The following is a 24447-nucleotide window of genomic DNA, read 5'->3' as shown; positions in this document are numbered from 1 at the left end:
TAAACGTAGGTCCTATGTTAAAAAAGTGTTAATCGTCACTTTTTTGACAAAGGGATGATATTATTTATTTTCTATTTTATACTTTTGAACAATTTTTAGAAAAAGTCAAAAATAAAAAAGGTATAAAAATGGAGAACCGTAAGGATCAAATCATTGATGCAGCGTTGAAACGCTTCTCTCATTTTGGTTTTCATAAAACCACAATGAATGAAATTGCCGATGATCTGCGAATTACAAAAGCCAATCTTTACTATTATTACCCAGATAAGTCAACTTTTATTTTAGATGTATTGATAAAGATTGGAAATGATGTGTATGCAGGAGAGAAGGAGATTGTAGAGTCCTATTCAGGCGACCTGATGAAGACGATGACGGATGTATTGGAATATAGGGCTGCTTATACCCGCAAATATTATGTGTTGCATATCTGTGAGAACCTGGACTGGATCAAAGGTCTGGACTTGAACGAGGTGATGGAGGAGTTCTATAAACGTGAGGTGGCCTTGATCAAGATGCTTTTCCAACGTTCGATAGAAGCTGCCGAATTGATCATGGATGATGTGGAAGGATGTGCACAGACTCTAGTAGAAATACAGAAAGGCCTTGGGATTATTCATACCATTTCGGATGTCATTACAGGCATTCCGAATGAGGCGAATGTAGACAAGATCGTAGAGAGTCAAAAAAGAGCGCTAAAACTAATTTTCGAAGCACGAATAGCTAGCAACAAATAGAATGAATAAAACAAAACTTATGGCCCTTATGGTAGCGGGAATGCTATCCGGATCATTGTTACATGCACAAGAGACCTTAACCTTGCAGGAAGCGGTAAAATTTGCATTGGAGAATAAAGCTGAAGCCAAAAAGGCGATGCTGGACCTAGAAAACTCGGAGTACCAAATCGACGAGGTTAGGGCAGGAGCTTTACCACAAATCAACGGCTCGGCAAGTGTAAAATACAATGCCATCATCCCAAGTATGCCCTTGGAAGTTGGTGGACAGACCCAATACCTTAAAATGGGTCAGCCTTGGAACTCCACTGCTGGACTTTCAGTGAACCAACAGATCTTTAACCAATCTTTGTTCACTGGCTTGAAAGCAGCAAAGACCACGCGCGAATTTTATATAATCAACAGACAGTTGACCGATGAATCCTTGATCGAGAAAGTGGCCAATGCGTATTACGATGTTTTCCAAACGCAACTGCAATTGGAAACCATTGACAATAACTTGGAAAATACCAATAAGACCAAGACGGTAATTGAAGGTTTGGTTACTGCGGGTATCGCAAGACAGATCGACTTAGATCGTATCATAGTAAACATCAACAACTTGGTTGCACAGAGACAGATCGTTGTCAATGCATTGGAACTAAAGGAAAATGCCTTGAAGTTTGCGATAGGTATGCCAATCGAAACAGATATTGAATTGCCAGAAGAAACATTTGATGTAAATCTGGAAATGGCAACATCAACCATGGATTTATCAGGTAGGACCGAGATCAAGTTGATGGAAAAACAAGCTGAATTATTGGAGCTGAACAGGAAGAGCATGAAAGCGGCCTATTATCCATCGTTGTCATTTGGTGGTGATATCGGTTACCAAGGTTTCGGTCAAGGGATTCCGGGAAGCAATGACTTCAAATGGTTCCCAACATCAGGACTAGGCTTGAACCTATCCATTCCAATCTTCAATGGTGGTTCTACCAAAGCGAAGATCAATCAGGCAACCATCCAGATCAAACAATTGGAGGTTGATATTGAAGATACACGTCTTGGACTGAACTTGGCCAATGAAAATGCGAAAGCGCAGATCAAGAACAGTTTATTGACCGTGGATGCGAACAGAAGAAACGTTGACCTGTCAAAAGAAGTTTTGGATGATACCCAGAACAACTACCGTAACGGTTTGGCAACCTTGACCGAGCTTTTGGATGCAGAGAATGCACTGGCTACGGCAGAGAACAACCTGAATACCTCATTGTTGAATTATAAAATTGCCGAGATCCAGTTGATCAAAGCAAACGGACAGTTAAAAACATTAGTAAACGAATAATATAACCACATAAATGAAACGTACATTAATTACCCTAATTGTTATCATTGCTGCTGGAGCAGGTATCTACTTTATCCTCCAAAAGAATAAAGCAAAAAATGATGCAGATACAGCTGCGGTAGCTGAGAAGAATGCTGCAGTGGCAGTTCGTATCGATACGGCTGAGAATAGCAATATGAGCTTAGAATACCTAGCGAACGGTACTTTTATGCCAAAACAAGAAGTAACGGTAGCAGCAGAAACTGGTGGTCGTGTGGTTCGTGTTATGGTTGATGAAGGATCAAGAGTTTCAGCAGGACAGACTTTGGCAATCGTGGAAGGCGATAAGCTGAACGTGAATGTTGCTAATGCGCAGGCAAGTTATGATAATGCGCTAGCGAACCTACAACGTTATGAGAATGCCCTGAGCACTGGTGGTGTTACTCAACAACAAGTGGATCAAATGCGCCTTCAGTTTGAAAGTTCGAAAAATAACCTGAAAAGTGCAAAATTGACTGCTGGTGACGTAACGATCAAAACATCGGTTGCAGGTATCGTGAATTCCCGTAAGATTGAACCAGGTGCTTATGTAAGCCCAGGTACTCCGGCATTTGATATCGTAAATGTGAGCACTTTGAAATTGCGTGTGAATGTTGACGAAAAGAATGTTGCAACCCTACGAGTGGGACAGGTTGTAAACGTAAGAGTGAGTGTATATGCTGACAGAGAGTTTACTGGAAAGATTACTTTCATTGCACCTAAGTCCGATGGAAGCTTAAACTTCCCAGTGGAGATCGAGATTGCGAACAACCCGAACAATGAATTGCGTGCAGGTATGTACGGAACTGCTGTATTCGGAGCAAGCGGTACTTCAAGCGTATTAGTGGTTCCTAGAACAGCATTCGTAGGTAGTATTTCGGATAACAAAGTATTCGTTTTGAAAAACGGAAAAGCAGTAGAATCAGAGGTTGTAGCAGGTAGAAGCTTTGGTGATAATATTGAGGTTCTTAGCGGTTTACAAGCTGGTGACCAAGTTATTGTTTCAGGTCAGATCAACTTGTTTAACAACTCACCTGTTGAAATCATTAAATAATTTGTGCTAAGAACGAACTCATAAAATGAAGATTACTGAAATATCGATAAAACGTCCGAGTCTAATCATAGTATTGTTCATACTATTGACATTAGGCGGGATATTCTCATATACCCAATTGGGTTATGAGTTGATACCTAAGTTTGAGGTAAACGTAATTACCATCCAAACCGTGTATCCAGGTGCTTCACCTTCCGAGGTTGAGAGTACTGTAACCAAGAAAATTGAGGATGCCGTATCCTCGTTGGAAAATATCAAGAAATTGGAATCCACTTCCTTGGAGAACGTTTCGATCGTAATGATTACCCTGAATGATGGAGCGGATGTCAACTTCCTGCTCACAGATGCCCAGCGGAAGATCAATGCGGTCCTCAATGACCTCCCTGAAGATGTCGAGGCTCCATCCTTGAATAAATTCTCCCTGGATGATATCGCCATCATGAGTTTGGCGGTGACTTCCAACCAATCTGAGAAAGAATTGTACGACCTGTTGGACAACAAGATACAGCCGATCTTTGCGCGTATCTCTGGTGTTGCAAAAGTAGACATGGTCGGTGGTGAAGAACGTGAAATCCAGGTTTCCGTAGATCCACAAAAAGCAGAAGGTTATGGAGTTTCCATTTCCCAGATCCAGAACGTAATTGCACAGTCCAATTTGGACTTTCCTACGGGTAACGTGAGCACACGTGAGTCTAGAACGACAATCCGTTTGGCAGGTAAAGTTGTGGATGTTGAAGAGTTGAGAAACTTGCCTATTACCACGCCTACAGGTGTAACGATCTTCTTGAGAGATGTTGCCGATGTTCAGGATGGTATCAAGGAAATCGAAAAAATCGCTCGTTTGGACCGTAAGAATACCATTCTATTACAGGTATTCAAGCAGTCGGATGCGAATGCGGTTGAGGTTTCCAAATTGGTAAAAGAAACCATTGAAACTGTTCAGGTAGATTACAAAACAGATAATATTCAGATCAAAGTTGCGAACGATTCAACGGATTATACCTTGAATGCAGCAGACAACGTAATCCACGATTTAATGATCGCGATTGCCTTGGTAGGTTTTATCATGTTGTTCTTCTTGCACAGTTTGAGAAATGCGGCGATCACCATGATTGCGATTCCGTTATCCTTGGTGGCAACCTTTATCGGTCTGTTATTGATGGGATATACCTTGAACTTGATGTCCTTGTTAGGTCTTTCCCTAGTGGTAGGTATCTTGGTCGATGATGCGATCGTTGTAATCGAGAATATCCACCGCCATATGGAGATGGGTAAGAATAAGGTTCGTGCAGCTTATGATGGAGCAAAAGAGATTGGATTTACCGTATCGGCGATTACCTTGGTTATCGTGGTGGTATTCTTGCCTATTGCGATGTCAACCGGTTTGGTAGCTAACATCCTAGCACAGTTCTGTGTGACGGTAATTATTTCGACCTTATTATCCTTATTGGTTTCCTTTACCGTGGTGCCTTGGTTGTATTCACGTTTCGGAAAATTAGAGCATATCAATCCTAATTCCTTTATCGGAAAGATTGTACATGGTTTTGAAGCAGGATTGACAGCATTCACGCACTGGATCACAGGTATCCTTGAATGGTGTTTGAAAAACTGGAAAACCAAATTGGCAACCTTGTTTATCGCTTTGGTTCTATTCTTCGGTTCATTCGCATTGGTAGGACTTGGATATATCGGTACTGACTTCTTCCCGGCATCAGATAAGGGAGAATTCATGATCCAGTTGGAATTGGAGAAGGATGCGTCTTTGGAGAAAACCAACTTCCTGACACAAAAAGCAGAATCGATTATCGAGTCTAAACCAGAAGTGGAAAGTATCATTACCACAGTAGGTCAATCCTCTGATGGGGTAATGTCTACAGCAGGTTCACGCTATAAGTCAGAGATCCACGTGATCTTAAAAGATACCTATACAGAAAGTTCGAAGGTTTATTCAGCTCGTTTGAAACGTGAGTTGGAGAATAAATTGATCGGTTCCAAAGTTACGGCCGTAAACATGGGCTTGATGGGAGCAGAGCAGGCACCTTTGAAATTGACCGTAATGGGTTCAGATTTGGAAGATGCACGTGAGTTTGCGATCAAGGCGGAAGAGATTTTACGCAATATCCCTGGAGCTACAGGTGTGAAATTGACTTCGGAAGATGGTAACCCTGAGATCCGTGTTCAAGTGGACCGTGATAAGATGACTTCACTTGGATTGAATGTGGCTACTGTAGGTATGACCATGCAGACAGCATTCTCGGGTAACACGGACAATAAATTCCGTGCAGGTGATAACGAATATGATATCAATATCCGTTTCGCTGAGAGTGGAAGAGCAAATATCAATGATGTGAGAACCTTGAAGTTTATCAATAATCAAGGGGCTACCATTTCACTGGATCAGTTTGCAACCGTAGGTTACGGATCAGGACCAACATTATTGGAACGTCGTGATAAATCACCGGCGGTATCTATCCAAGGTTCGGTAGTTGGTCGCCCAATGGGTACCGTAGCTGCTGAATGGGAAGAAGGATTCTCTAAGTTGGAGCGTAAGCCTGGTGTAGTATATGTATGGGGTGGTAACATGGAAAGTCAAACTGAAGGTTTCGGTACCTTAGGAGTAGCTTTGATTGCATCCATCTTATTGGTGTACTTGGTTATGGTTGCTCTTTACGATAGTTTCTCTACTCCATTTGTGGTATTGTTCTCGATTCCATTGTCATTCATCGGAGCGTTATTGTTGCTAGCATTAACGAACCAGACCTTGAACATCTTTACCATCTTGGGTATTATCATGTTGATCGGTTTGGTGGCGAAGAATGCGATCCTATTGGTTGACTTTGCCAACCATAGAAAAGAACATGGGGACAGTACACATGACGCTTTGGTTGCTGCCAACCATGCCCGTCTACGTCCGATCTTGATGACAACCATCGCGATGGTTTTCGGTATGATCCCGATTGCATTGGCGACAGGTGATGGTGCGGATACCAACAGAGGTTTAGCGATTGTAATTATCGGGGGACTTTTATCGTCTCTATTATTGACCTTAGTTGTCGTGCCGGTAGTTTACTCGATCTTCGATGGTTTCGGTCGTCGTTGGGGTAAGAAAGAAAAAACGGATTATGCTGAATTGATGGAAGCGGATTATGTTCCAAACGAACATTATGTTGACGAAATGGAAGTTAAGCATAACTAAACTTGAACAATTAATTTTCTAAATACCAAAGGCCTGGAATTCGTTTCAGGCCTTTTTTATTGATAATAGGTAAATTTTAGCGTCCATTTTTGCTGGAAATGGATTAGAAATTGATGGAAATCGACGGAAAAGCAGGTGGTTAAACATGTAATTTATTTCTGGTAAAATCATTGTTTTTTGTGGTTTTAAGACAGATTTATGGTTTTTTGAGACCGATAAAACCTTTACTTTTTTTAGAAATATATCCTTCTCTCGTGAAATTTACCGTACTTGGTACAAAGCAAATTCCTCCAACGAATCGAATTAAATTTGAAATCGATTTTTTGGGTCGAGATATTTAAAGATCACACACACTAACTATTATGCTAACGGCCTGAATCCGCAAGGATACAGGCCGTTTAATTTTTTCCGTTTTCTTTTAATCGCCATCGTGGTCATCGACCTTATTGGGGTTAGGAGGGAGCGGATTGGTATCACCTTCCGGACGCTTTCCGGTATCCGATTGTACTTTTTCGTTGTCCTCCCTTGGTTGTTCAGGTTTGTCTTTTTCTAATTCTTCAGGTCTTGTTTCTTTCTGTTTGCTCATGATCTGTGTATTAATTGTTTCTATGCTTAGAACAAGAGAGGCAGCTTTATGTTCGGAACAATTGTTGATTGCATAAGCAAACATTTTAATTTGATGGATGTTTCTAACAGATAGAGAGCAACGATAATTTATGGAAAAACAAGAAAGCAAAGGATTTTTTAAGGATACATTTCAAATATTAAAGAATACTGTCATGGGATTTATGAATGAGGACAGTATGAAATACAGCGCTTCACTAGCTTATTATACGATATTTTCACTTGGTCCCATATTGGTTTTGATGATTTCCCTGGCAGGGATCTTTTATGGAGAGGATGCCATCAAAGGTAAGTTGTTTTCAGAGTTGAATGAGCTTGTTGGGCTGACCGCTGCCCGTCAGATTCAGGACGTCATCAAGAACCTGAGTCTTTCTGGTAAATCTAATCTGGCCCTTATCGTCAGTATCGTGACCTTGATCATCGGTGCCACCACAGTATTTGGGGATATGCAAAACTCCATCAATAAGATTTGGCATGTCAAGGCTAAACCCAAAAAGGGCTGGTTAAAGATGATTATGGACCGTTTGCTTTCTTCTTCCTTGATCATTGGATTGGGATTCTTATTGGTCGTGACTTTGGTTGTCAATGGTATTATCCTGGCCTTTACCGATAGGTTATTACGATTTTTCCCGGATATGACGGTCTATGTGATGGATTTAATCAATTTTGCATTGACCTTCGGTATCACTTTTATCCTCTTTGCCGTGATCTTTAAGGTGCTACCCGATGTGACCATCAGCTGGAGGCCTGTAAAGGCAGGAGCCCTTTTTACAGCTATATTGTTCGCTATTGGCCGTTTTGGAATTGGTTTTTATCTACAATCATCCGACACGGAGTCTACCTATGGTACTGCGGCATCCATTGTCTTGATCTTGTTATGGGTGTACTATACGGCCGCCATCCTTTATTTTGGAGCCATATTTACCCGAGAGTTTGCTACGTTCCATGGCATCAGTATTGAACCATCGGAATATGCGGTTCATGTAGAATTAAAAGAGATAGAAAGGAATGTCAGTGAAATCCCCCCCGCGCCACTAACTGAGGAGGAAAGGGTTATTGAAAAATAATCAATTGAAGATGCTGTCTATAGGAATCCAGATAAATCTTGGGCGGTAAACGGAGGCTTTCTTCCACCATAGTCTTTCACTGTAGGTATTGACGTTATAACTGACCAATACGCTGTTGTTTTTCCTGATCTGAGGATGGAACATGGCATTGTAGGTGAATAGGCTATCTGATTTAAGTTCGGGTTCATTGATTTGATAGAGCAGTTTCTCCTGTGCAAATGGTCCTTGGAAATTATCAGCGGTATAGGAAAGGATCTTTCCAGGTATCTGATAGCGATCTTGGTTGATCAATACAATCTTGCCATTGAGCTCCAGAACACTGAATTGCTCGGAAACCATACTGTTTATGCCCTTGATGGCTTGGCTTTTATCAGCTTCTTTTACCCAATTGCTACCATTCCAATATTCTAATTTTTCTAATCTGCTCCCTTTTATGCGAGCTCGCATAACATGCAATTCCGACCTGAAGTTTTTGTTGTCTGCTTTCGAACCATAGATATAGAGCACATTATCTTTTCGGAGGATGGCATGTCCATAATGAATTGGGTTACTGCCTGCAATAAATGGAGAACGATCTAGAATGTTATAGTTCACAGGGTCCAGCAACAGGAAATCACAGCCTTCATATTGAAAGGCAAATGGTCCTTTCTCGTTAGCTTTCTTGCTGTATTTGGCCATAAATACCAGTAGCTTTTCCTTGTAGATTATTGCATCTCCTGGCCAATACCAGTACTTGCCTTTTTCTTCTTCCTTCACATCAATAAAGGAACTGGGTTGATCAAAATTTCCGGAATATAGGCTTCTGATGGAATCCTTGCTCATGAGCGTTGCGGTATTCCCTAAGATAAACTTTGATGGCTGCTGCCTGATATTATCTTTGATAGGGCCAAGGAAAGAGTCTCCCCAGAGGAAGAGCGATTTTCCTTGGCCTAGATCTATTGAAATGCTTCCATCTGCTCCTGATATCCCAATAGGGTTTTCTGGCAGCAGCAGGTCTGTAAATGCGCTATCTACCTGAATGGTATCCCTTAAAGCTACCTGTGAAGCCTCAGCTTGGTTGATGGCCGTTATGACCACAAGTAAAAGGCTCCATTTTGAAAGCTTCTTCATCAATTATTTATTGTAAAAATCCTTGACCTTTTTCTCTAAATCCATGATGATGGCATTTGCAAAGTCCTTCTTTAAAATTTGTGAAGCATGGTATAAAGCACCTGGGCTGAATACATTCACCTCCATGATCTTGTCGCCAACGATATCTAAACCAACTAGGTACATGTTATCATCTTTAAGCTGTTGGGATACCTTGCCAACGAGGTTCAGGATATTTTCATCAATGATAGCTTCTTCCGGTTTAGCCCCTTGGTGGATATTGCTACGGATTTCATCTTCTTTTTGGACTCTCCTGACTGCGGCATACTTTCCATCGACGATCAATGGTTCGCCATCCATCATAAAGAATCTAATATCGCCTTTTTTTGCTTCAGGAAGGTATTCCTGTGCAATGACATAACCGTCCCTAGCAATGGCCTCTACGGTTTGTTTTAGGTTTTGGCGTTCTTTATAGTCGATCATAAAGACATTTTTGCCTCCGGAACCTTTTAAGGGTTTAAGGATGATCTTATCCTTTTGCTCCTCCAAGAAACGAAGGACATCGTCGTGGTTTCTGGTGACCAAGGTTTTGGGACGAACGGATTTTGGAAAATTCTCCAGATAGAGTTTGTTGTTGGCTTGGACCAAATAATCAGGGTCATTGATAACATAGCGACCATTCCTTTTGACGATCTGTGCAAACTGGATTCCCGCTGCTGCGGCCCAAGGTCTATTGAGCATGTCCAGGGTAGGGTCAAACCTAAGCCAAAGGACATCGATCTCGCCTAAATCGACCAAGGTCTTTTCAGCATCTTTCAGGTGTTTTACAAAATCTGCTCCATTGCTGAGGCCATGTTCGGGGTTAATGACGCGGCAATGCGCCAATACGGTCTGTTCATCTTCATAAACAAAATCTGCCAAGCCAATGTAAAGAACGGAATGTCCTCTTTCAAGGGCTTTGAGGGCCAGCATGGTCGTCGTGAATTTTTCCTCTTCTTTGTGAGACTGGTTGATTAAGATCGCTATTTTCATATATGTTGTTGAAAAAATTTCTTATTGAATTAATTTAAAAATGCTGCCTTTCCTTTTCACGTCCTTCCATTGTGGACTGAACTCTGGGAAGAGGTAGCGTGGTGTGATAGCAGGGGGGATCAAGATTTCCTTTTGGAGGAGATCCTTGATAATGGGCAGGTAATCCTTTCGGATTTTTCCCATCATGAGCAGGTGTACATTGTTGCCATCCTTCAGGTAATTCAGCAGCTCCATAATCCCTTTCAGGTAAAGGGCATCCTTGGTCAGGCCACCACCCCGATAAACGCGCATGACGATCTGAAAGGCCGTTTCGGGCTGAAAACTATATTGTTCAACGAGCATGTTGAAGGTGTCGATAAATGAATTTCCCAAAAGCATGTTCTGCACGGCAATAACACGTGCTGCAATGATGCGCAAGCGATCATTGTTCAATCCGCCTACAATGTATTCCGCCAATACGGCAAGTCCTTCCTGCAGTTCTTCATAGCCGGGAACACCTAAGCTGAAGATGCTCAACGGTTGCTGTCGTCCATTGAAATAAGTGACCACATGGGTTCCGATCTCATGCTGGATCAAGGCTTCAGCCCGCTTGCGGGTCAGTCTATATTCCTTGCTGATGTTCAGAACGCCGCGGTTGACCATCACGCCAGAGATATCCTCACGGACTCGGACAGGACTGTTGAATTCCTGGTTCTGCCTCTGTAAAAACTTGATTTCATCCCTTGCCAGTTTTGCAAACTCATTTGCACTGATATAGTCATCGCTTTTTTTGATCGGTTCTTCGGGTTCCGTGACCATCAGGATGGCCATAGCTGACTTGTATAGTTTCTCTGAGACGTTGCCAAAGACCTGTAGACTGCCGTGCAGGAAGTCCTCCTTGCCACGATCGGCAATCATGCTGACCATAGAGTCCAATTCGGTCCGCTTATCCCGAAAGATATAGGCCATGGTAGGATCGTAAATATCTTCTATTCGAAGATTGTACAGTCTCCGCTTGACCAAGTCGGGGTCAATGTGCATGGGCCTATAGAGGAACTTGGGTGTTTTCCAGTACTTGTCTTTTTTGAACTGTAACCAGGCTTCATGCGCATTCAATGGAGTCACCATCAAGAGAAAGTCGAATTTGGTGCTTTCCTGGGCCAATGATTTATCGATATCGATCATCAAGGGCGTGAGTTCCTGATGGAAGTTGAGCCTTTGTGCTGTGGCATTGAGATGGGTGTAGACGCGCAGGAACTCAAAGAACAATCGGGAAAGGGACTTCGCTAGAGTTTCGCGATATAAGCGCATCAAGATCGGTAAGACCTGATCCTCATCTTCAATATAATTCTGTTTTATGGAAAGCCCCATATAGAGAATCTGCTTGTTCTGTAATTCTTTCTTGCTGAACAGAGCTGAAACATCCAAAGGTTGAGGGATATTAAGATCCTTCGCCAGGGAAACATTGATTTCACGGGCTTCCTTTTTGATGTTCTTCTGAAAATATTCAGCCAGCGGCAGCATATCCTTTTGCCCCACATGGACCATGATATCCTCCTTCTGTCCCGGTTCAGCAGTCCATGCCTCGACTAACAGACATGCGCCAAACTCTTCAGCCAGCCGCTGGGATATAGGTTTAATCCATTCCTCCAGATCAAATTCCTTGGACCGACAGACAATGCTGGCATTTTCCGTTTTGGCGAGATCCACCAACATCTTGTCCCTCTTTTCTGCACTGGGCACTCTGTAAATAAAGATATAGGGAACAATTTTGTTGAAGATGAACTTGCCTACGTTGGGAATCTGATAATGGACTGCATTCCGCTTATTGATAGCGTTTAAGATTCTTAAAAGGGGTTTGTTCTTATCTTGAATCATTTTTAAAGTACTGTTTTAAGACCTGGATTGAATTCATTAGAAGTTGTTTGCAGGAGACTACCCTTGGAAGGTCAGGAGCACCGGTCCACTCGTCCATAAAATCCTTTCGGAATTCGATGGATAGGACACAGCCATATGCTCCGAATTTTTTGTTGATCAACTGGGATAGGTATCCTCCCTTAAATTTAATGTTTTCTCGAATATCAATCGGTCCATCGTACAAGCTATCCTTGCTGATGAAACCCATTAACTGATCAATCAGGGGTTGCCACTTTGGGTCGACATAGGCTGTTCCAAGGTTGATTTGCGGATTGATTTCGGTGTCAACTTCTTCCTCAGATCCATTGCGCTTGGCATTATAGCTATGGATATCATACACTACAAAATAGCCATATTGGTCGATGGTCTCTTGGATCTGCTCTTCAATTTCCTGATAGATGTTTTTATGGTCTAGGTAGAGTTCTGTAACAATATTTTCGGGAAGGCTGTCTTTCCAGACCTGCAGTCCCCAAGCTTGATCGGGACGCAGATATACCGAATCTTCAATCTTTCGGTTGAGATCAAGTTGGAACCGTGAGGAGCCGACGATAAATTGATTCATAGGTAATTCAGCCATGACAGCTGTAAATGGATCCTCCTCACGCAGTCTTTCACTTTCATTGAGATTGATATATGGGTCAATAAAAGGATCGATCTGCTGTCCATCATGAATCGCAAAAGCCCAAAAGGGGCTATCTATTCTTTTAATGAAATACTTGGTGAATTTTGCCATAAATATCTTTTCTACTTTAATGAACAATAAATCCATTAATTAGTTTTCTGGAAGGTTTCGAGAGGTTTATTGATTTTAGGGAAAAGCGAGGTTTGCTAATTATTTTACAAAAAATTATTAAATACATAATATCAAGGTCTTTATCTGCGTTTTAGTTTTATAACCAGTTAAAAAGGAGGTTGTTATGAACCTAATTCAACGCATTGAACATTGGGGAGATGCCCATCATCCGAGATGGATCGATTTTATGAGGATTGTTCTCGGGATTCTGATCTTTGCAAAAGGAATAAGCTTTATTATGGATCGTGATTCAGTCGCTACTTTGATCGAGAAGACACATTTTCAATTATCCATTTGGAGTGCAGTTCACTATGTGGTGTTTGCCCACCTTGTTGGCGGGATATTCATCGCATTGGGACTTTGTACCCGATTGGCGGTAGCTCTACAGATTCCCATCCTGATAGGAGCGGTATTCTTTGTGAACATTACGAATGGATTCAGCTTTTTGAATTCGGAATTTTGGTTGTCCCTAGTGGTACTTTTACTCCTTATCTATTTCTTGATCGTAGGTTCAGGGCCAATGTCACTGGACAAAGCGATGGATAAGCCAGGTTATAAAAGACAAATTTAATAGGTTAGAAAACCTATAAAGATTTCTTAGTTTTATTTGGAAAGGCCTTGTTAGCAAGGCCTTATTTTTTTGCTTTACTTATTACCATAGGTCAACGCTTTCCGGTTAAGGAAGGGTTAACTTTGTATTACTAATAAGGAGAATACCATGAAAGAAAAACAAATTGAAAGGATTATTAAACCTGGAATGCCACATTTTGTCGGGGATGGTTTTAGAGTGCATAGTTTTATTCCTTCTGCTATTCCAATGCAGAGAATGGATCCATTTATTGTATTTGATTATAACTCAAAATATAACTTTCCAGCGAGTGAAATCCCAAAAGGGGTAGGAGTGCATCCACACCGTGGATTTGAAACGGTGACCTTAGCCTATAAGGGCAGGGTAGAGCATGCGGACAGCAGTGGCGGTGGTGGAATTATCGGTGAGGGTGATGTACAATGGATGACCGCTGCTTCTGGTGTATTGCATAAAGAATTCCATGAATCGGAATGGAGCAAGAATGGTGGTGAATTTCAAATGGTGCAATTATGGGTAAACCTTCCAGCTGCACATAAGATGTCGACACCAAAATATCAGGCTTTGGAAAATAAGAACATCCCAAAGGTTGATATAGATGGTGGCTTAGGATATATTGAGGTTGTGGCGGGTGAATACCAAGGAACCAAGGGTGCTGCGAGTACCTTTTCGCCTGTGAACTTATTCAATGCTAAGTTGAAGGCCACGGCTAAAGTAGATTTTGAATTTCCAGAGAACTTTAATACGGGATTGTTAGTTCTAGAAGGCTCTGTCAAGGTCAATGGACAGGATGTTGCAAGCGATCATTTTGTTTTGTTTGCAAACAAGGGTGAAAAGATCGAGTTGGAAGCTGCCGAGGATGCATTAGTCTTGGTTTTGAGTGGCGAACCGATCAATGAGCCCATCGCAGCTTATGGTCCATTTGTCATGAATACCGAGGATGAGATCAAACAAGCGTTCCGTGATTTTCAAACTGGCAAATTCGGTTACCTGGAAGATTAATATTTCCATCGATAAATAAACAAGGGTAGAACATGTTGTTCTACCCTTGTTGCTTTTAATAGTTAACCGACAATCCTACTCCAAATCCCATGTCCGAATCATAATGGGTTCGGACCCCTAAATTCTTGGTCAGGATATAACGCAGGTCGCCCATGTATTCTAGATCGGAGTTGACCATCACTCCGGCTCTTAATCTTTTGGTTACTGGTATGTCCTCACGCATCAATTGCAATCGGACATTTCCATCATGGTATACTTCGGCCTGGAATCTCACCAACATAGGCAGCATATAGGTAAAACCGGCAGAGAGTAAAGCTCTTTCGTTTTTGCTGTTCCGCTGTCCGAAGATGTTCTTTTCTGGACCATGTTTGTCCATTCTCCTATAGCGATAGTCAAAACCGATAAAAGGCATGAACCATTGCATCTTTCCAATGTATCGGCCTAGATGGGTTTCGACCTCATAGCCGTGCATATCAGAATAGCCTAATCGCCATTCGGTAGTGAGGCTATATCGGGTGTTGTGCAACATCAATTCGCCATCGTTTCCATTGGTCGCAAAATCATTTTGGATCATGAAGTGCTTCATGTTGCTTTCTTTTTGCAATTCGCGATATGCCCATGCTTTATTTGGCAGATATGGATTTGGCTGTTGGTCTTCGGTGCTGAACACGCGGTTCATCCCTGCCATCATATGGTAAAGGATATGGCAATGGAAGAACCAATCCCCTTCCACATTGGATAGGAATTCAATGGTATCTGTTTCCATAGGCATAATATCCAAGACATTCTTTAATGGCGCATAATCTCCCTGACCATTGATTACCCTAAAGTCATGTCCATGCAGGTGCATGGGGTGTCGCATCATTGAATTGTTGTACAGGATGATCCTTAGGATTTCGCCTTCCTTTATGAGGATTTTGTCGCTTTCGGCAAGAACTTTATTGTCCATGCTCCAAACATATCGGTTCATGTTACCTGTCAACTCAAACTTCATTTCCCTAATTGGGGCATCTTTTGGCAGGGTTGTCTTCGTAGGAGATCGAAGCATACCATAGTTTAAGGTCACGATATCGGAACTAGCATGTTGACTATGGTCCATAGCTTCCATTTTGGAATGGTCATGCCTGGTTGCTTGTTCCTCCTTATTTCCCATATCATGCATGGAATGATCTTCCTTGTGGGAAGAGCTGTCCTGGGCTCCATGGTTTTGATGATCTTGATGTCCTTTCTGATCTTGGATCTCAGGATACATGACGGTATTCATGTCCATTTTCTGCAGGCTCATCTTCATCCCCATATCGTCGAGGTCGCCATTCATTTTCATCATGTCGTTCATCATCTTCATTCCTTCGAAGTATTTCAACTTCGGTAAAGGACTGACCAATTGCTTTACACCGGAACCCAAATACATGGAAACATGATTGGTCCTGTCTTCAGGAGTTGCCATAAATTCATAGGCGAAGCCATCTTCCGGAATGGTCACAACGATATCATAGGTTTCTGAAACTCCGACAATCAAACGGTCGACTTCGACTGGTTCTACATCATTGCCATCATTGGCTACCACCGTGATTTTCCCACCGGCATAAGTCAGCCAGAAATAGGAGGAAGCACCGGCATTGATAACTCTCAGCCTTACCTTATCCCCAGCTTTGAACTGCGAATATGTCTGCTCTGATGTACCATTCAACAAGAAACGGTCATAATACACATCACTGACATCCATGGCCAGCATGCGCTTCCATTCGTTGGTAAGCTTGGTTTTAAAATGGCCCTCCTTGATTGCCTCTGCATAACTTTGGGTTGCATTCTTCTTGATGGCAAACCAGTCGTTGGCATTGTGGAGCATTCGGTGCACATTATCGGGGTCCATATTGGTCCACTCGCTTAATACAATCGGGATTTCAGGAAGGTCATCTATCCCTTTTCTAAAATTGGGGTCCTCAGGTCTTTTTTTCAGGATCATCGCACCGTACATACCGATCTGCTCCTGCATACCGGAATGGCTATGGTACCAATGGGTCCCGTCTTGGATGATCGGAAACCGATAGGTAAAGCTGCTGTTTGGAGCGATCGGCATCTGAGTCAAAAAAGGAACTCCATCTTCCTTGTTCGGTAAATAGACGCCATGCCAGTGTAGGGAAGTCCCTTCCTTGAGTTTGTTGTGTACATGGATTTCTGCAGTATCACCTTCAGTAAAGGTCAATGTAGGCATAGGGATCATGCCATTCACTGCCACCGCCCTACGATCCTTACCTGCATAGTTTACCATGCTGTCTGTTACATTCAGGTCGTAACGCACAACTTTTTGGGAAAAACCAACTGTTGAGCATAGCAAAAATGTACAGATCAATATGTATTTGATTTGTTCTCTCATGAATACCTCTTACGTGTTTAAATAATAGATTTACAGCAATGGTTTTAGATTTTTTCCTTTACCTCGCCGCAGCTCATCATTTTAGATCCGTAATAAGGGTTTTTAATTGCCTCCTCATTGCTTAGCCAATGTGCACCTTTATTGTTGTTTGCCATCGGGCAATATTGCCAATAAAGGCCTTCACTTGCTTTTGAAGGTTTGGCCAATTCATACATATGGTTGGAAAGGGCCATGAAAGTATTTCTTTGGCTTTCCAGTTTGCCATCCTTTGAAATTGCTGTAGATGCCTTTTCCAAGCTTCCTTTCACTTTCATCCATTGCTTGTGTTCATTGTCTGCAAGTGCTTTCATGTCTACTTTTAGAATGCTTTGGCCTAGCTTCTCGGCAGCAATCGCTGCTTTTTTCTGGTCACTGCTCACTAAGGCATCCTTCAAGGTCAGATAATTTTGGAATACAGGCGCTAGCCCTTTAGCTTGGCCTGCATCTTCATGCTGAGCAGCTGCCTTAGGCATGTTATTGTGGTTCATCTGAGCATGTGGCCCACCTTTCACCTCGTGGTTTCTGTCGTATCTGCAACATTCGTGCAGGTTGGCATATACATCGTCTGGTGACCTGAATTGCGCATTGTCATATCCCGCCTGGGCAATTTTCTTCAAAACAGCTTCCTCACTGGTCTTTGTTGTATCAAAGGTGATTTCGGCTTGTTTCTGTTTGGTGTCCCATGTTACTTTTGCGATTTTGCCTTCCGAACCATTCGTTTCAATAGTCTTTTTGCACATTCCGCAATTGCCGTTTACGGCTACCGTTACTGTTTTTGCATTGTTGATTTGAGCTATACTAGCATTTATACCTAAGCCCAGGATAAGGCCTAAGATTAAGAATATCTTTTTCATCTTTTAATTTTTTAATACATATAAATAACCTGGCAAACCTGATTTGCCAATAAATTCTAAAACCAATAGGTTTTTGTAGCTTGTATTAAACTATTTTGGGAGGGATGAAAATCGAAGAATATCCGGTGGTTTCTTGAAAAACCAATAATGTAGATATCTTTTCCCTATGAGTAGGGATATGGAAGTGAAATTCAAATGAAGGGTTGGAATAGAGGCAACAGCTATGGTTTGCCATCATTGGACAGCAGCAGGTGCTATCGCCACAGTTACTGTTGTCTTTATTGCTCTCAGGTTGATCGTGGGCTTCAGTGTCGCAACAACTATGCTCATCAGCAGTATGATGTTGGTCAGTTTCACAATTTGTTTCCACAGCGATCTTTTCCTGATGTTCCGTACAAGCAAATGTAAGCTTGGGGCTGATCAAGGCAATGAGTGTGAAACAGATTATGTAAACTATCTTCGTCATCATGTGATATTTACAAAGCTAGGGAAAAAAATCAGAAAGCGAAAGCTCGGTAAAAGTGAAGGCCCAGGTTGGGAACCTGAGCCTATAGTCACTAACTATTATTAATTATACCTTGCTATTTTATTTTTGAAGATCACTATCTTCTTTCTCTAGGTGGTACTTGGCAAGAGCCATTTACCGAACATCCCCCAATATTCATCAAGGGTAAAATCGTAAATAGTACGCCTAAGCCGGCTATTAGCCACATCTCTGCTTTAACCCCTTGGATTATAATGAGGATACCCATGACCAATCGCAATACCCGCATCACATTCCATTGGGACAAATAAATCTTAACTTTATCCATTTTTTCTCTCCAATTTTATAAATAATTCCGATCCTTTTCTTGGCACAATGCTATTGTAGCAAAGTTCCATCTTCTCAAGTTTGAAATAAGGCTCAAAAAGCTTGCTGTATTCTTCAGCAGACCCACCAAATGGAGGACCTTGCTTTTCGAATTCAATTCCAAATAAAACCCCTGCAATCTTTCCTTCAGATCCCAAAAGCAAATGTGCTTTTTTTACATAATCCGGACGAAGCTTTGGCTCCAATGCACAGAAAAATGTTTGTTCTAGCATCAGGTCATACTCCCCTTCATGTTGAAAGAAATCACCTAATATGATCTCAATGTTTGCTTGATCCTTAAATCTTTCCCGTACCTTTTCAATAGCCTTTGGAGCAATATCGATCAAGGTTAAATCAGTGAAACCTTGTTCCAAGAGGTAGGCAGCTTCATAGGCATTCCCACATCCAGGGATCAATATTTTCGCATCCTTGTTAGGATAACTGTCCATGAAGGTTACAATAGGAGTAGAGGCATAGCCAATATCCCAACCTGTCTGTTGGTTTTCCCAACGCTCATTCCAGAAGTTCTGATCTAAAGATGTTTCCATTGAGTGATTTTTTAAGAACGCTACTCTTTATTTCTTACAAAGAATAGCACAAAAGTGTAGATTAATATTATGTTGCTCTGTATCTTTTGTTACACAGCTCTATAGTATGCAATTGACGAAAATAGAAGAAAGTTTCTCATGGAGAATTCAAAGATGAAATAAAGCTAAATAATTGCCTTTTTTACAAACCACTAGCCTTGGTATTCCATCAGGACCATATCAAAACCTTTAGCCCAATAATCGGGAACTCTTTCTTTGACCTGAAAGCCCATCTTTTGATAAAATCCCTCGGCCATTTGTGAAGTCCTTACAATCAATCTTTGGATATGGGGCATTTGCTGAACATGCAGGATTCGATGTTGGGTCAATAAAGTCCCTGCTCCATTTTGCTGCAAGGTCTTATCTAGGAAATCCCAACTTAGACGCGCCGTGATTTGATCTTCATCGTAATTGATCCCTCCAGCACCAACTATCTGGGCATCTTTGATGACTACAAAATAATCTTCTATCTCTTGTTCCAGATAATGGAAGAGGTCCTGCGTCTCGCTAGGGTCAAAGAAATCCGGAACATTGCTGTTGAAAACACCGATGACCTCTTGGAAGTCTACGGGCTGGTATCGACGGATGGAGAATGTGTTCATGGTACCATATTTGGATTAAACCATTTTATAACGCTCAAAGGACTGCCAATATTTGTCCTTGAAGAAATCGAATGAAAGATTGAGTTGGTCATGATATTTGATCAGCAATCGCTCCATGACCTCCGTGGCCTTGCGGAATTCCCTACAGGCAATGAAAGTTTCCCTTAATCCATCCACAGTCTCCGATCCCAAGAAGATATAACCATCCCTGCTAGGGAGTTCTTCCTCCAGGTCTTCTTCAAACCTGGATATGTCCTCATAGGTTTCCGGACTTGGAAAGCCAGCGTCTGTTTCCGAATCATAGGCATTCATGATCACCAAAATCCATGGATGGGATGCTTTATGGTCCCAGTCTAAGACCGAGGTGTTGATGGTTGACAAAATGGTTTTGCCGCCTTCTACCGTTCCTTCAAATCCCGAGAAGCGGTCATCGCTGGAATCATGTCTTACATCCTGGTACTTCTCTACAAACTCCTTCTCCCGCCAATTGATGTAATCAACCAACTTGTTCAAGGGAATCAATTCCTCCTGTAGGTTTTGAGGACCTCGTACATCGATCTTATCAATGCATTGGATCATGGTTTCCTCGCCTAAATAGTTGTCCAGAAAAATAAAGATGCCATTCAGGATCTCTTCTCTAGATTCCTCATGATAGGGATCATAAACAAACATCAGGTCTATTTTGTCGGGATAATTATCGTGAAGGATGGGATAGAACTTTATGTTCTCCTTATCAAAATGTAGGTCATGCATGCGGATCGCAAAATCCTCATTGTTGGATTCGGGTTTCAGGGCAGTAAATTTCCAGTTTTCGATGTCTGGGGCAGCTTCCACGATCTTTTCTGCCCACAGCACATTCTTGATGATGCCATCAGGCGTAAAAACCAGTTCGGCCTTTTTATCTTTGTCCATTCCAACCAAGAAAAACACTTTTGGTTCCACTCTATCCAACTCAGGTGCAAAGATGTTGATAAACTTTTCTTCAACATCTTTTCCCGATTTGATGACTTGATAGAATTCCTTGGCTCGGGCTTCGAACCAATGCCAGAATTCCTGATAGCATTGATTCAAATTGGTAGAAGAAATGGGTTTTTCGCTGCTCATATTTATGGAATTTACTTGAATGTAATAGATGAAAATCACCAATTCTTAAATATAAGGATATAAAAAAACCTATCCTAAAAAATATCTAGGATAGGTTTTTTTTTATATGTTGGTCAATTTATGCTAGAGGCTCTGGAGCTTCTTCTTCAAACAAAGGAAGTTCTTTGATGATATTGTACCAAGTAATGATCTTTTTGATATCAGAAGAGTAAACTCTTGCTTCGTCATGATTAGGAGCTACCTCTCTAAAATACTCACGCAAAGTGTTTCCGTCAGCTTTTACATCTGGCGTGTTGCCTCCGTTTGATTTGATGGTCTCAAACACGTCCAATAGACGGATTTCCTCGTCCTCACCATAAATAGTGATGTCTTCTAGCGTAGCCATTTTGGTAGTCGATAGATTCACTACCGATTTGATTTTACTGCCATCTAGCGATTCAAGAACGAATCCACCTTTGTTTTGACCGATCAATTTAAATAATCCTGGTTTGCCAGTAACTGACACTAATCCTCTTAAATTCATTTTTTGCTTCTTATATAAGAATTAATCTTCAATAATTTCTACTCCTAAAATACGATCACCTTGACGGATATCATCAACAACATCAACGTTCTCGATTACTTTTCCAAAACAAGTGTGGTTGCGGTCTAGGTGAGCTGTATTGTTACGGCTGTGGCAAATGAAGAATTGTGATCCACCAGTGTTTCTTCCAGCGTGAGCCATTGAAAGAACACCACGGTCATGGTGTTGGTTTCCACCGTCCAATTCACAATCGATCTTGTATCCCGGACCACCTGTGCCCGGCATTCCTGTTGCACCTTCGCGTGTATTTGGACATCCGCCTTGAATTACGAAATCAGGAATAACTCTGTGAAATGTTAAACCATCATAATATCCTGATTTAGCTAACTTAATGAAGTTCGCTACTGTATTTGGAGCATCTTCTGTGTAAAACTGCACAGTCATGTCGCCTTTTTCTGTTTTGATAATCGCTTTGCTCATTATTTCTGTCCTTAATGTTGTAATAGCCTACAAAGATAAGGTTTCTGCGTAAATTCTAAAGATTGTACATTAAGATGTTGAATCCCAGTTTTTAAGCTGTCGTTTACAATCCCTATCTTTACTTTAAAGAAATAAAATTTTCATAATATATATGCAAAAATTAGTCATTCGGGATTGGGCAGAATCGGATCGACCGCGCGAAAAACTACTTGAACAGGGTAGAAGGGCAGTAACCGATGCCGAACTTCTAGCCATCCTCATTGGTTCCGGTTCAAGACATGAAACAGCAGTTGAACTCTGCAAAAGACTCCTCAGCTCGGTCAGCAACGACTTATTTAGGCTCAGCAAAATGGATGTCAAGGAGCTTTGTCAGTTTAAGGGGATTGGAGAAGCAAAGGCAATCAGTATCATTGCGGCGCTGGAGCTTGGTCGAAGGAGGCAAGAGTCAGATGTACAGGAAAAACCTGTCCTCAACAGCAGCAAAAAAGCCTATGAATTTTTAAAACATCTTTTAGAAGACCTTAGCCATGAAGAATTTTGGGTAATTTTCCTGAATACCAGTTGCAAAGTCTTGGACAAACAGCTCATCGGCAGGGGAGGCAACGACTTTACCCCTGTAGACGTTCGGATCATCCTTAGGTTTGCCCTTATGAACAAGGCTAACTCCATTATTCTAGCCCATAATCATCCTTCAGGAACCTTAAGGCCCAGTGATGCCGATAGGACCCTGACCAAGAAAATAGCACAGGCGGCCAAATTGATGGACATCCATGTACACGACCATCTTATCATTACAGATGAGAGCTATTATAGCTTTCGGGATGAAGGTTTGCTTTCCACCTGATTTCTTACCCTATGTCAATGCACAGCAAAACTTAATCCCTGAACTTTGTGTTAATTATTAAAGGAGGAGAATATCATGGCAAAATTTTTTTATCACCCAGCGGACTCCCGTGGACATGCAGATCATGGATGGTTGAAATCGAATCATACGTTCAGTTTTGGAGGCTATATGAATGCCGAAAGAATGAACTTCGGTGCATTACGTGTTTTGAATGATGACAACGTAGCGGCTGGAATGGGCTTTGGAAAACATCCCCATAGCAACATGGAAATTATTTCCATTCCATTAGAAGGCGAACTGGCGCATAATGACAGCATGGGTACGGGTTCAGTCATCAAGAAAGGGGATATCCAGGTTATGAGTGCAGGTACTGGCATTGAACATAGCGAATATAATAACAGCAAGACTGATCCGGTAAAATTCCTTCAGATCTGGGTAATTCCAAATAAGCAGCATGTAGAACCCCGTTACGATCAACAGAGCATCGACTTTAATGCTGCAAAGAATAATTTCTTACAGATCCTTTCTCCTGATCCCGATGATGCAGGAGTATGGATCCATCAAGATGCATGGTTTCATATCGCTGATTTTGAGGCTGGCTATGCACGCCAATATATCATGAAAAAACCAGATCATGGTCTATATATTTTCGTGCTAAATGGAGAGATCGATGTGGAAGGACAGAAGATGCAGAGCAGGGATGGACTTGGGATTGCAGGAGCACAAGATGTAAAGATTAAAGCGGATACCAATGCTGAATTCCTATTGATGGAAGTTCCGGTATAAATATATTATTATTAAGTAAAGGCACTTGTAAGGGTTACAGGTGCTTTTTTATGTTTTCATTTATCTAGCCTAAACCAATGTATTTATCTCGCGCTTCTTTTCCTTGCTCTTGACAATTAATATAAAATCATTTCCAAGATCCAGATAGCCATATTCATAACAGAATATATACTCCTGACCTTTTGAAGTGATTATCCTATGGGTATGGTATTTCAAGGAGAAACCTTCCGTGAGGAGTTTATCTTTGTTTGTTTTCAGCATTTTCTCCTCAGCAATTAACATCCTCAGGATCTTTCTGTTCTTTCGGAGCTGGTTGTTGATTTTTTTCAATAGGTCGCTATCCCTACTATTCTCCCTGTTATTATAGGCGTTTCTGCATCCATCGTTGCAAAACCTTTTGTCGGTCCTTCCGCGCAATATCTCTTCACATTCTTTACATGTTCTTATACCCATGGCATAAATGATTTTAATCGTTTAAAACCGACTACAGTCGTTTTTAACTGTTTGAAATACGAATAAACTTGATGCCCTTCGTCAATTTTGCACCAGTTACTTAGCTAAGTTAATTGATTAATAAGAAAATAAATATCAAAAATTGAAATTTCCATGAGCACGATAAAAAATTCAGTACAACTATTGGGCAGGTTAGGTCAGGAAGCAGAAATCAAGGTCAGCAGCAATGGGATTCCATATTGCTTCATATCCTTGGTAACTAATGAATATGGTGTCAAGAAGAATGGCGAACAATATGAAAAAAGTCAATGGCATCGGATAGCAGTTTGGGGAGATATGATGTGCAATCAAATGAAAAAACGAGGTAAGAAGGGGAGTCTGTGGCTGATCCAAGGGACGATCTTCTATAAACAGTTTGATGGGGGAAACGGAAATCCCCAGCAATATTGTGAAATCAGGGCTAATAAGCTCATGTTTTTGATGGAGTCGATGGGATTGAACAAGAAATTGCAGCCTGAAACCAGTGCATAAGCATC

25 protein-coding genes are annotated in these 24447 nt (G+C 41.5%); 10 read left to right on the top strand and 15 right to left on the bottom strand.

What is annotated here, in order from left to right; genetic code table 11:
• Positions 1-128: 128 nt before the first annotated feature.
• From NMK93_RS13905 to NMK93_RS13890, 4 genes are read left to right on the top strand one after another with little or no spacing between them, the layout of a single operon-like run.
• A complete protein-coding gene (locus NMK93_RS13905; RefSeq protein ID WP_254527933.1) occupies positions 129-734 on the top strand; it encodes a TetR/AcrR family transcriptional regulator in 606 nt (201 codons plus the stop codon).
• Between the two features lies 1 nt (position 735).
• Entirely contained in the window at positions 736-2055 is a 1320-nt protein-coding gene (locus NMK93_RS13900; RefSeq protein WP_254527931.1) for a TolC family protein, read from the top strand.
• 13 nt (positions 2056-2068) lie between these two features.
• Complete coding sequence (locus tag NMK93_RS13895; RefSeq protein WP_185214237.1) at positions 2069-3127, top strand: efflux RND transporter periplasmic adaptor subunit; 1059 nt, start codon at positions 2069-2071, stop codon at positions 3125-3127.
• Between the two features lie 25 nt (positions 3128-3152).
• A complete protein-coding gene (locus tag NMK93_RS13890) occupies positions 3153-6323 on the top strand; it encodes an efflux RND transporter permease subunit (RefSeq protein WP_185214238.1) in 3171 nt (1056 codons plus the stop codon).
• Positions 6324-6741: 418 nt separating this feature from the next.
• Here NMK93_RS13890 and NMK93_RS13885 read toward each other — a convergent pair whose 3' ends face one another.
• Positions 6742-6909, bottom strand: coding sequence for a hypothetical protein (locus NMK93_RS13885; protein WP_185214239.1), 168 nt, complete (start codon positions 6907-6909; stop codon positions 6742-6744).
• Positions 6910-7039: 130 nt separating this feature from the next.
• Between NMK93_RS13885 and NMK93_RS13880 the strand changes: the two genes are divergently transcribed.
• Positions 7040-8014, top strand: coding sequence for a YihY/virulence factor BrkB family protein (locus NMK93_RS13880; protein ID WP_185214240.1), 975 nt, complete (start codon positions 7040-7042; stop codon positions 8012-8014).
• Here NMK93_RS13880 and NMK93_RS13875 read toward each other — a convergent pair whose 3' ends face one another.
• From NMK93_RS13875 to NMK93_RS13860, 4 genes are read right to left on the bottom strand one after another with little or no spacing between them, the layout of a single operon-like run.
• Positions 8015-9124, bottom strand: a complete 1110-nt coding sequence (locus tag NMK93_RS13875; protein ID WP_254527929.1) for a hypothetical protein — start codon at positions 9122-9124, stop codon at positions 8015-8017.
• A gap of 3 nt (positions 9125-9127) precedes the next feature.
• The gene (locus NMK93_RS13870; protein WP_254527927.1) at positions 9128-10135 is read right to left on the bottom strand and encodes a glutathione synthase; all 1008 of its coding nucleotides are present in this window, start codon (positions 10133-10135) and stop codon (positions 9128-9130) included.
• Between the two features lie 21 nt (positions 10136-10156).
• Positions 10157-11992: a flavohemoglobin expression-modulating QEGLA motif protein gene (locus NMK93_RS13865; RefSeq protein WP_254527924.1), complete on the bottom strand. Its 1836-nt coding sequence runs from the start codon at positions 11990-11992 to the stop codon at positions 10157-10159.
• Positions 11979-12800 carry an N-formylglutamate amidohydrolase gene (locus NMK93_RS13860; protein WP_185214244.1) on the bottom strand — a complete coding sequence of 274 codons (822 nt, stop codon included), beginning with the start codon at positions 12798-12800 and terminating at the stop codon, positions 11979-11981. Before NMK93_RS13860 ends, NMK93_RS13865 begins: the two co-directional genes overlap by 14 nt.
• A 148-nt stretch (positions 12801-12948) precedes the next feature.
• On the opposite strand from NMK93_RS13860, the gene NMK93_RS13855 reads away from it, so the two are divergent.
• Together NMK93_RS13855 and NMK93_RS13850 are read left to right on the top strand one after the other, a co-directional pair.
• Complete coding sequence (locus tag NMK93_RS13855) at positions 12949-13395, top strand: DoxX family protein (protein ID WP_093098056.1); 447 nt, start codon at positions 12949-12951, stop codon at positions 13393-13395.
• A gap of 147 nt (positions 13396-13542) precedes the next feature.
• Positions 13543-14412, top strand: coding sequence for a pirin family protein (locus NMK93_RS13850; protein ID WP_254527922.1), 870 nt, complete (start codon positions 13543-13545; stop codon positions 14410-14412).
• A gap of 55 nt (positions 14413-14467) precedes the next feature.
• On the opposite strand, the gene NMK93_RS13845 is transcribed toward NMK93_RS13850, so the two are convergent.
• The 9 genes from NMK93_RS13845 to NMK93_RS13805 form a co-directional block, all read right to left on the bottom strand.
• A complete protein-coding gene (locus NMK93_RS13845) occupies positions 14468-16789 on the bottom strand; it encodes a multicopper oxidase domain-containing protein (protein ID WP_254527920.1) in 2322 nt (773 codons plus the stop codon).
• A 44-nt stretch (positions 16790-16833) separates the two neighbouring features.
• Entirely contained in the window at positions 16834-17682 is an 849-nt protein-coding gene (locus tag NMK93_RS13840; protein ID WP_254527915.1) for a DUF3347 domain-containing protein, read from the bottom strand.
• Between the two features lie 85 nt (positions 17683-17767).
• Positions 17768-18151, bottom strand: coding sequence for a hypothetical protein (locus tag NMK93_RS13835; protein ID WP_185214248.1), 384 nt, complete (start codon positions 18149-18151; stop codon positions 17768-17770).
• A 133-nt stretch (positions 18152-18284) separates the two neighbouring features.
• Complete coding sequence (locus NMK93_RS13830; RefSeq protein ID WP_093098049.1) at positions 18285-18494, bottom strand: hypothetical protein; 210 nt, start codon at positions 18492-18494, stop codon at positions 18285-18287.
• Positions 18487-19080: a methyltransferase domain-containing protein gene (locus tag NMK93_RS13825; RefSeq protein WP_254527913.1), complete on the bottom strand. Its 594-nt coding sequence runs from the start codon at positions 19078-19080 to the stop codon at positions 18487-18489. The genes NMK93_RS13830 and NMK93_RS13825 overlap by 8 nt, the downstream gene beginning before the upstream one ends.
• Positions 19081-19271: 191 nt before the next feature.
• On the bottom strand, positions 19272-19721 hold the full coding sequence (locus tag NMK93_RS13820; protein WP_185214250.1) for a GNAT family N-acetyltransferase: 450 nt from the start codon (positions 19719-19721) through the stop codon (positions 19272-19274).
• 15 nt (positions 19722-19736) lie between these two features.
• Positions 19737-20825 (bottom strand): DUF695 domain-containing protein, encoded by a 1089-nt coding sequence (locus NMK93_RS13815; RefSeq protein ID WP_254527912.1) that lies wholly within the window; start codon positions 20823-20825, stop codon positions 19737-19739.
• Positions 20826-20943: 118 nt separating this feature from the next.
• On the bottom strand, positions 20944-21348 hold the full coding sequence (locus NMK93_RS13810) for a DUF5606 domain-containing protein (RefSeq protein ID WP_185214252.1): 405 nt from the start codon (positions 21346-21348) through the stop codon (positions 20944-20946).
• A gap of 21 nt (positions 21349-21369) precedes the next feature.
• On the bottom strand, positions 21370-21828 hold the full coding sequence (locus NMK93_RS13805) for a peptidylprolyl isomerase (RefSeq protein ID WP_254527911.1): 459 nt from the start codon (positions 21826-21828) through the stop codon (positions 21370-21372).
• 151 nt (positions 21829-21979) lie between these two features.
• Between NMK93_RS13805 and radC the strand changes: the two genes are divergently transcribed.
• Entirely contained in the window at positions 21980-22672 is a 693-nt protein-coding gene (gene radC / locus NMK93_RS13800) for a DNA repair protein RadC (RefSeq protein ID WP_185217478.1), read from the top strand.
• A gap of 75 nt (positions 22673-22747) precedes the next feature.
• Positions 22748-23458: a pirin family protein gene (locus NMK93_RS13795; RefSeq protein ID WP_185214255.1), complete on the top strand. Its 711-nt coding sequence runs from the start codon at positions 22748-22750 to the stop codon at positions 23456-23458.
• A gap of 69 nt (positions 23459-23527) precedes the next feature.
• Here NMK93_RS13795 and NMK93_RS13790 read toward each other — a convergent pair whose 3' ends face one another.
• Complete coding sequence (locus NMK93_RS13790) at positions 23528-23911, bottom strand: hypothetical protein (RefSeq protein WP_254527910.1); 384 nt, start codon at positions 23909-23911, stop codon at positions 23528-23530.
• Between the two features lie 153 nt (positions 23912-24064).
• On the opposite strand from NMK93_RS13790, the gene NMK93_RS13785 reads away from it, so the two are divergent.
• Complete coding sequence (locus NMK93_RS13785) at positions 24065-24442, top strand: single-stranded DNA-binding protein (RefSeq protein WP_254527909.1); 378 nt, start codon at positions 24065-24067, stop codon at positions 24440-24442.
• Positions 24443-24447 lie beyond the last annotated feature (5 nt).

It is taken from the genome of Sphingobacterium sp. LZ7M1 (genome assembly GCF_024296865.1).
Classification (GTDB): Bacteria; Bacteroidota; Bacteroidia; order Sphingobacteriales; family Sphingobacteriaceae; genus Sphingobacterium.
This window is presented reverse-complemented; position numbering and strand designations above follow the sequence as displayed.

Excerpts from the sequence above, each read along its gene's own strand:
- NMK93_RS13905 (WP_254527933.1), top strand. The coding sequence starts at position 129 with ATGGAGAACCGTAAGGATCAAATCATTGATGCAGCGTTGAAACGCTTC.
- NMK93_RS13900 (WP_254527931.1), top strand. The coding sequence starts at position 736 with ATGAATAAAACAAAACTTATGGCCCTTATGGTAGCGGGAATGCTATCC.
- NMK93_RS13895 (WP_185214237.1), top strand. The coding sequence starts at position 2,069 with ATGAAACGTACATTAATTACCCTAATTGTTATCATTGCTGCTGGAGCA.
- NMK93_RS13890 (WP_185214238.1), top strand. The coding sequence starts at position 3,153 with ATGAAGATTACTGAAATATCGATAAAACGTCCGAGTCTAATCATAGTA.
- NMK93_RS13885 (WP_185214239.1), bottom strand. The coding sequence starts at position 6,909 with ATGAGCAAACAGAAAGAAACAAGACCTGAAGAATTAGAAAAAGACAAA.
- NMK93_RS13880 (WP_185214240.1), top strand. The coding sequence starts at position 7,040 with ATGGAAAAACAAGAAAGCAAAGGATTTTTTAAGGATACATTTCAAATA.
- NMK93_RS13875 (WP_254527929.1), bottom strand. The coding sequence starts at position 9,124 with ATGAAGAAGCTTTCAAAATGGAGCCTTTTACTTGTGGTCATAACGGCC.
- NMK93_RS13870 (WP_254527927.1), bottom strand. The coding sequence starts at position 10,135 with ATGAAAATAGCGATCTTAATCAACCAGTCTCACAAAGAAGAGGAAAAA.
- NMK93_RS13865 (WP_254527924.1), bottom strand. The coding sequence starts at position 11,992 with ATGATTCAAGATAAGAACAAACCCCTTTTAAGAATCTTAAACGCTATC.
- NMK93_RS13860 (WP_185214244.1), bottom strand. The coding sequence starts at position 12,800 with ATGGATTTATTGTTCATTAAAGTAGAAAAGATATTTATGGCAAAATTC.
- NMK93_RS13855 (WP_093098056.1), top strand. The coding sequence starts at position 12,949 with ATGAACCTAATTCAACGCATTGAACATTGGGGAGATGCCCATCATCCG.
- NMK93_RS13850 (WP_254527922.1), top strand. The coding sequence starts at position 13,543 with ATGAAAGAAAAACAAATTGAAAGGATTATTAAACCTGGAATGCCACAT.
- NMK93_RS13845 (WP_254527920.1), bottom strand. The coding sequence starts at position 16,789 with ATGAGAGAACAAATCAAATACATATTGATCTGTACATTTTTGCTATGC.
- NMK93_RS13840 (WP_254527915.1), bottom strand. The coding sequence starts at position 17,682 with ATGAAAAAGATATTCTTAATCTTAGGCCTTATCCTGGGCTTAGGTATA.
- NMK93_RS13835 (WP_185214248.1), bottom strand. The coding sequence starts at position 18,151 with ATGATGACGAAGATAGTTTACATAATCTGTTTCACACTCATTGCCTTG.
- NMK93_RS13830 (WP_093098049.1), bottom strand. The coding sequence starts at position 18,494 with ATGGATAAAGTTAAGATTTATTTGTCCCAATGGAATGTGATGCGGGTA.
- NMK93_RS13825 (WP_254527913.1), bottom strand. The coding sequence starts at position 19,080 with ATGGAAACATCTTTAGATCAGAACTTCTGGAATGAGCGTTGGGAAAAC.
- NMK93_RS13820 (WP_185214250.1), bottom strand. The coding sequence starts at position 19,721 with ATGAACACATTCTCCATCCGTCGATACCAGCCCGTAGACTTCCAAGAG.
- NMK93_RS13815 (WP_254527912.1), bottom strand. The coding sequence starts at position 20,825 with ATGAGCAGCGAAAAACCCATTTCTTCTACCAATTTGAATCAATGCTAT.
- NMK93_RS13810 (WP_185214252.1), bottom strand. The coding sequence starts at position 21,348 with ATGAATTTAAGAGGATTAGTGTCAGTTACTGGCAAACCAGGATTATTT.
- NMK93_RS13805 (WP_254527911.1), bottom strand. The coding sequence starts at position 21,828 with ATGAGCAAAGCGATTATCAAAACAGAAAAAGGCGACATGACTGTGCAG.
- radC (WP_185217478.1), top strand. The coding sequence starts at position 21,980 with ATGCAAAAATTAGTCATTCGGGATTGGGCAGAATCGGATCGACCGCGC.
- NMK93_RS13795 (WP_185214255.1), top strand. The coding sequence starts at position 22,748 with ATGGCAAAATTTTTTTATCACCCAGCGGACTCCCGTGGACATGCAGAT.
- NMK93_RS13790 (WP_254527910.1), bottom strand. The coding sequence starts at position 23,911 with ATGGGTATAAGAACATGTAAAGAATGTGAAGAGATATTGCGCGGAAGG.
- NMK93_RS13785 (WP_254527909.1), top strand. The coding sequence starts at position 24,065 with ATGAGCACGATAAAAAATTCAGTACAACTATTGGGCAGGTTAGGTCAG.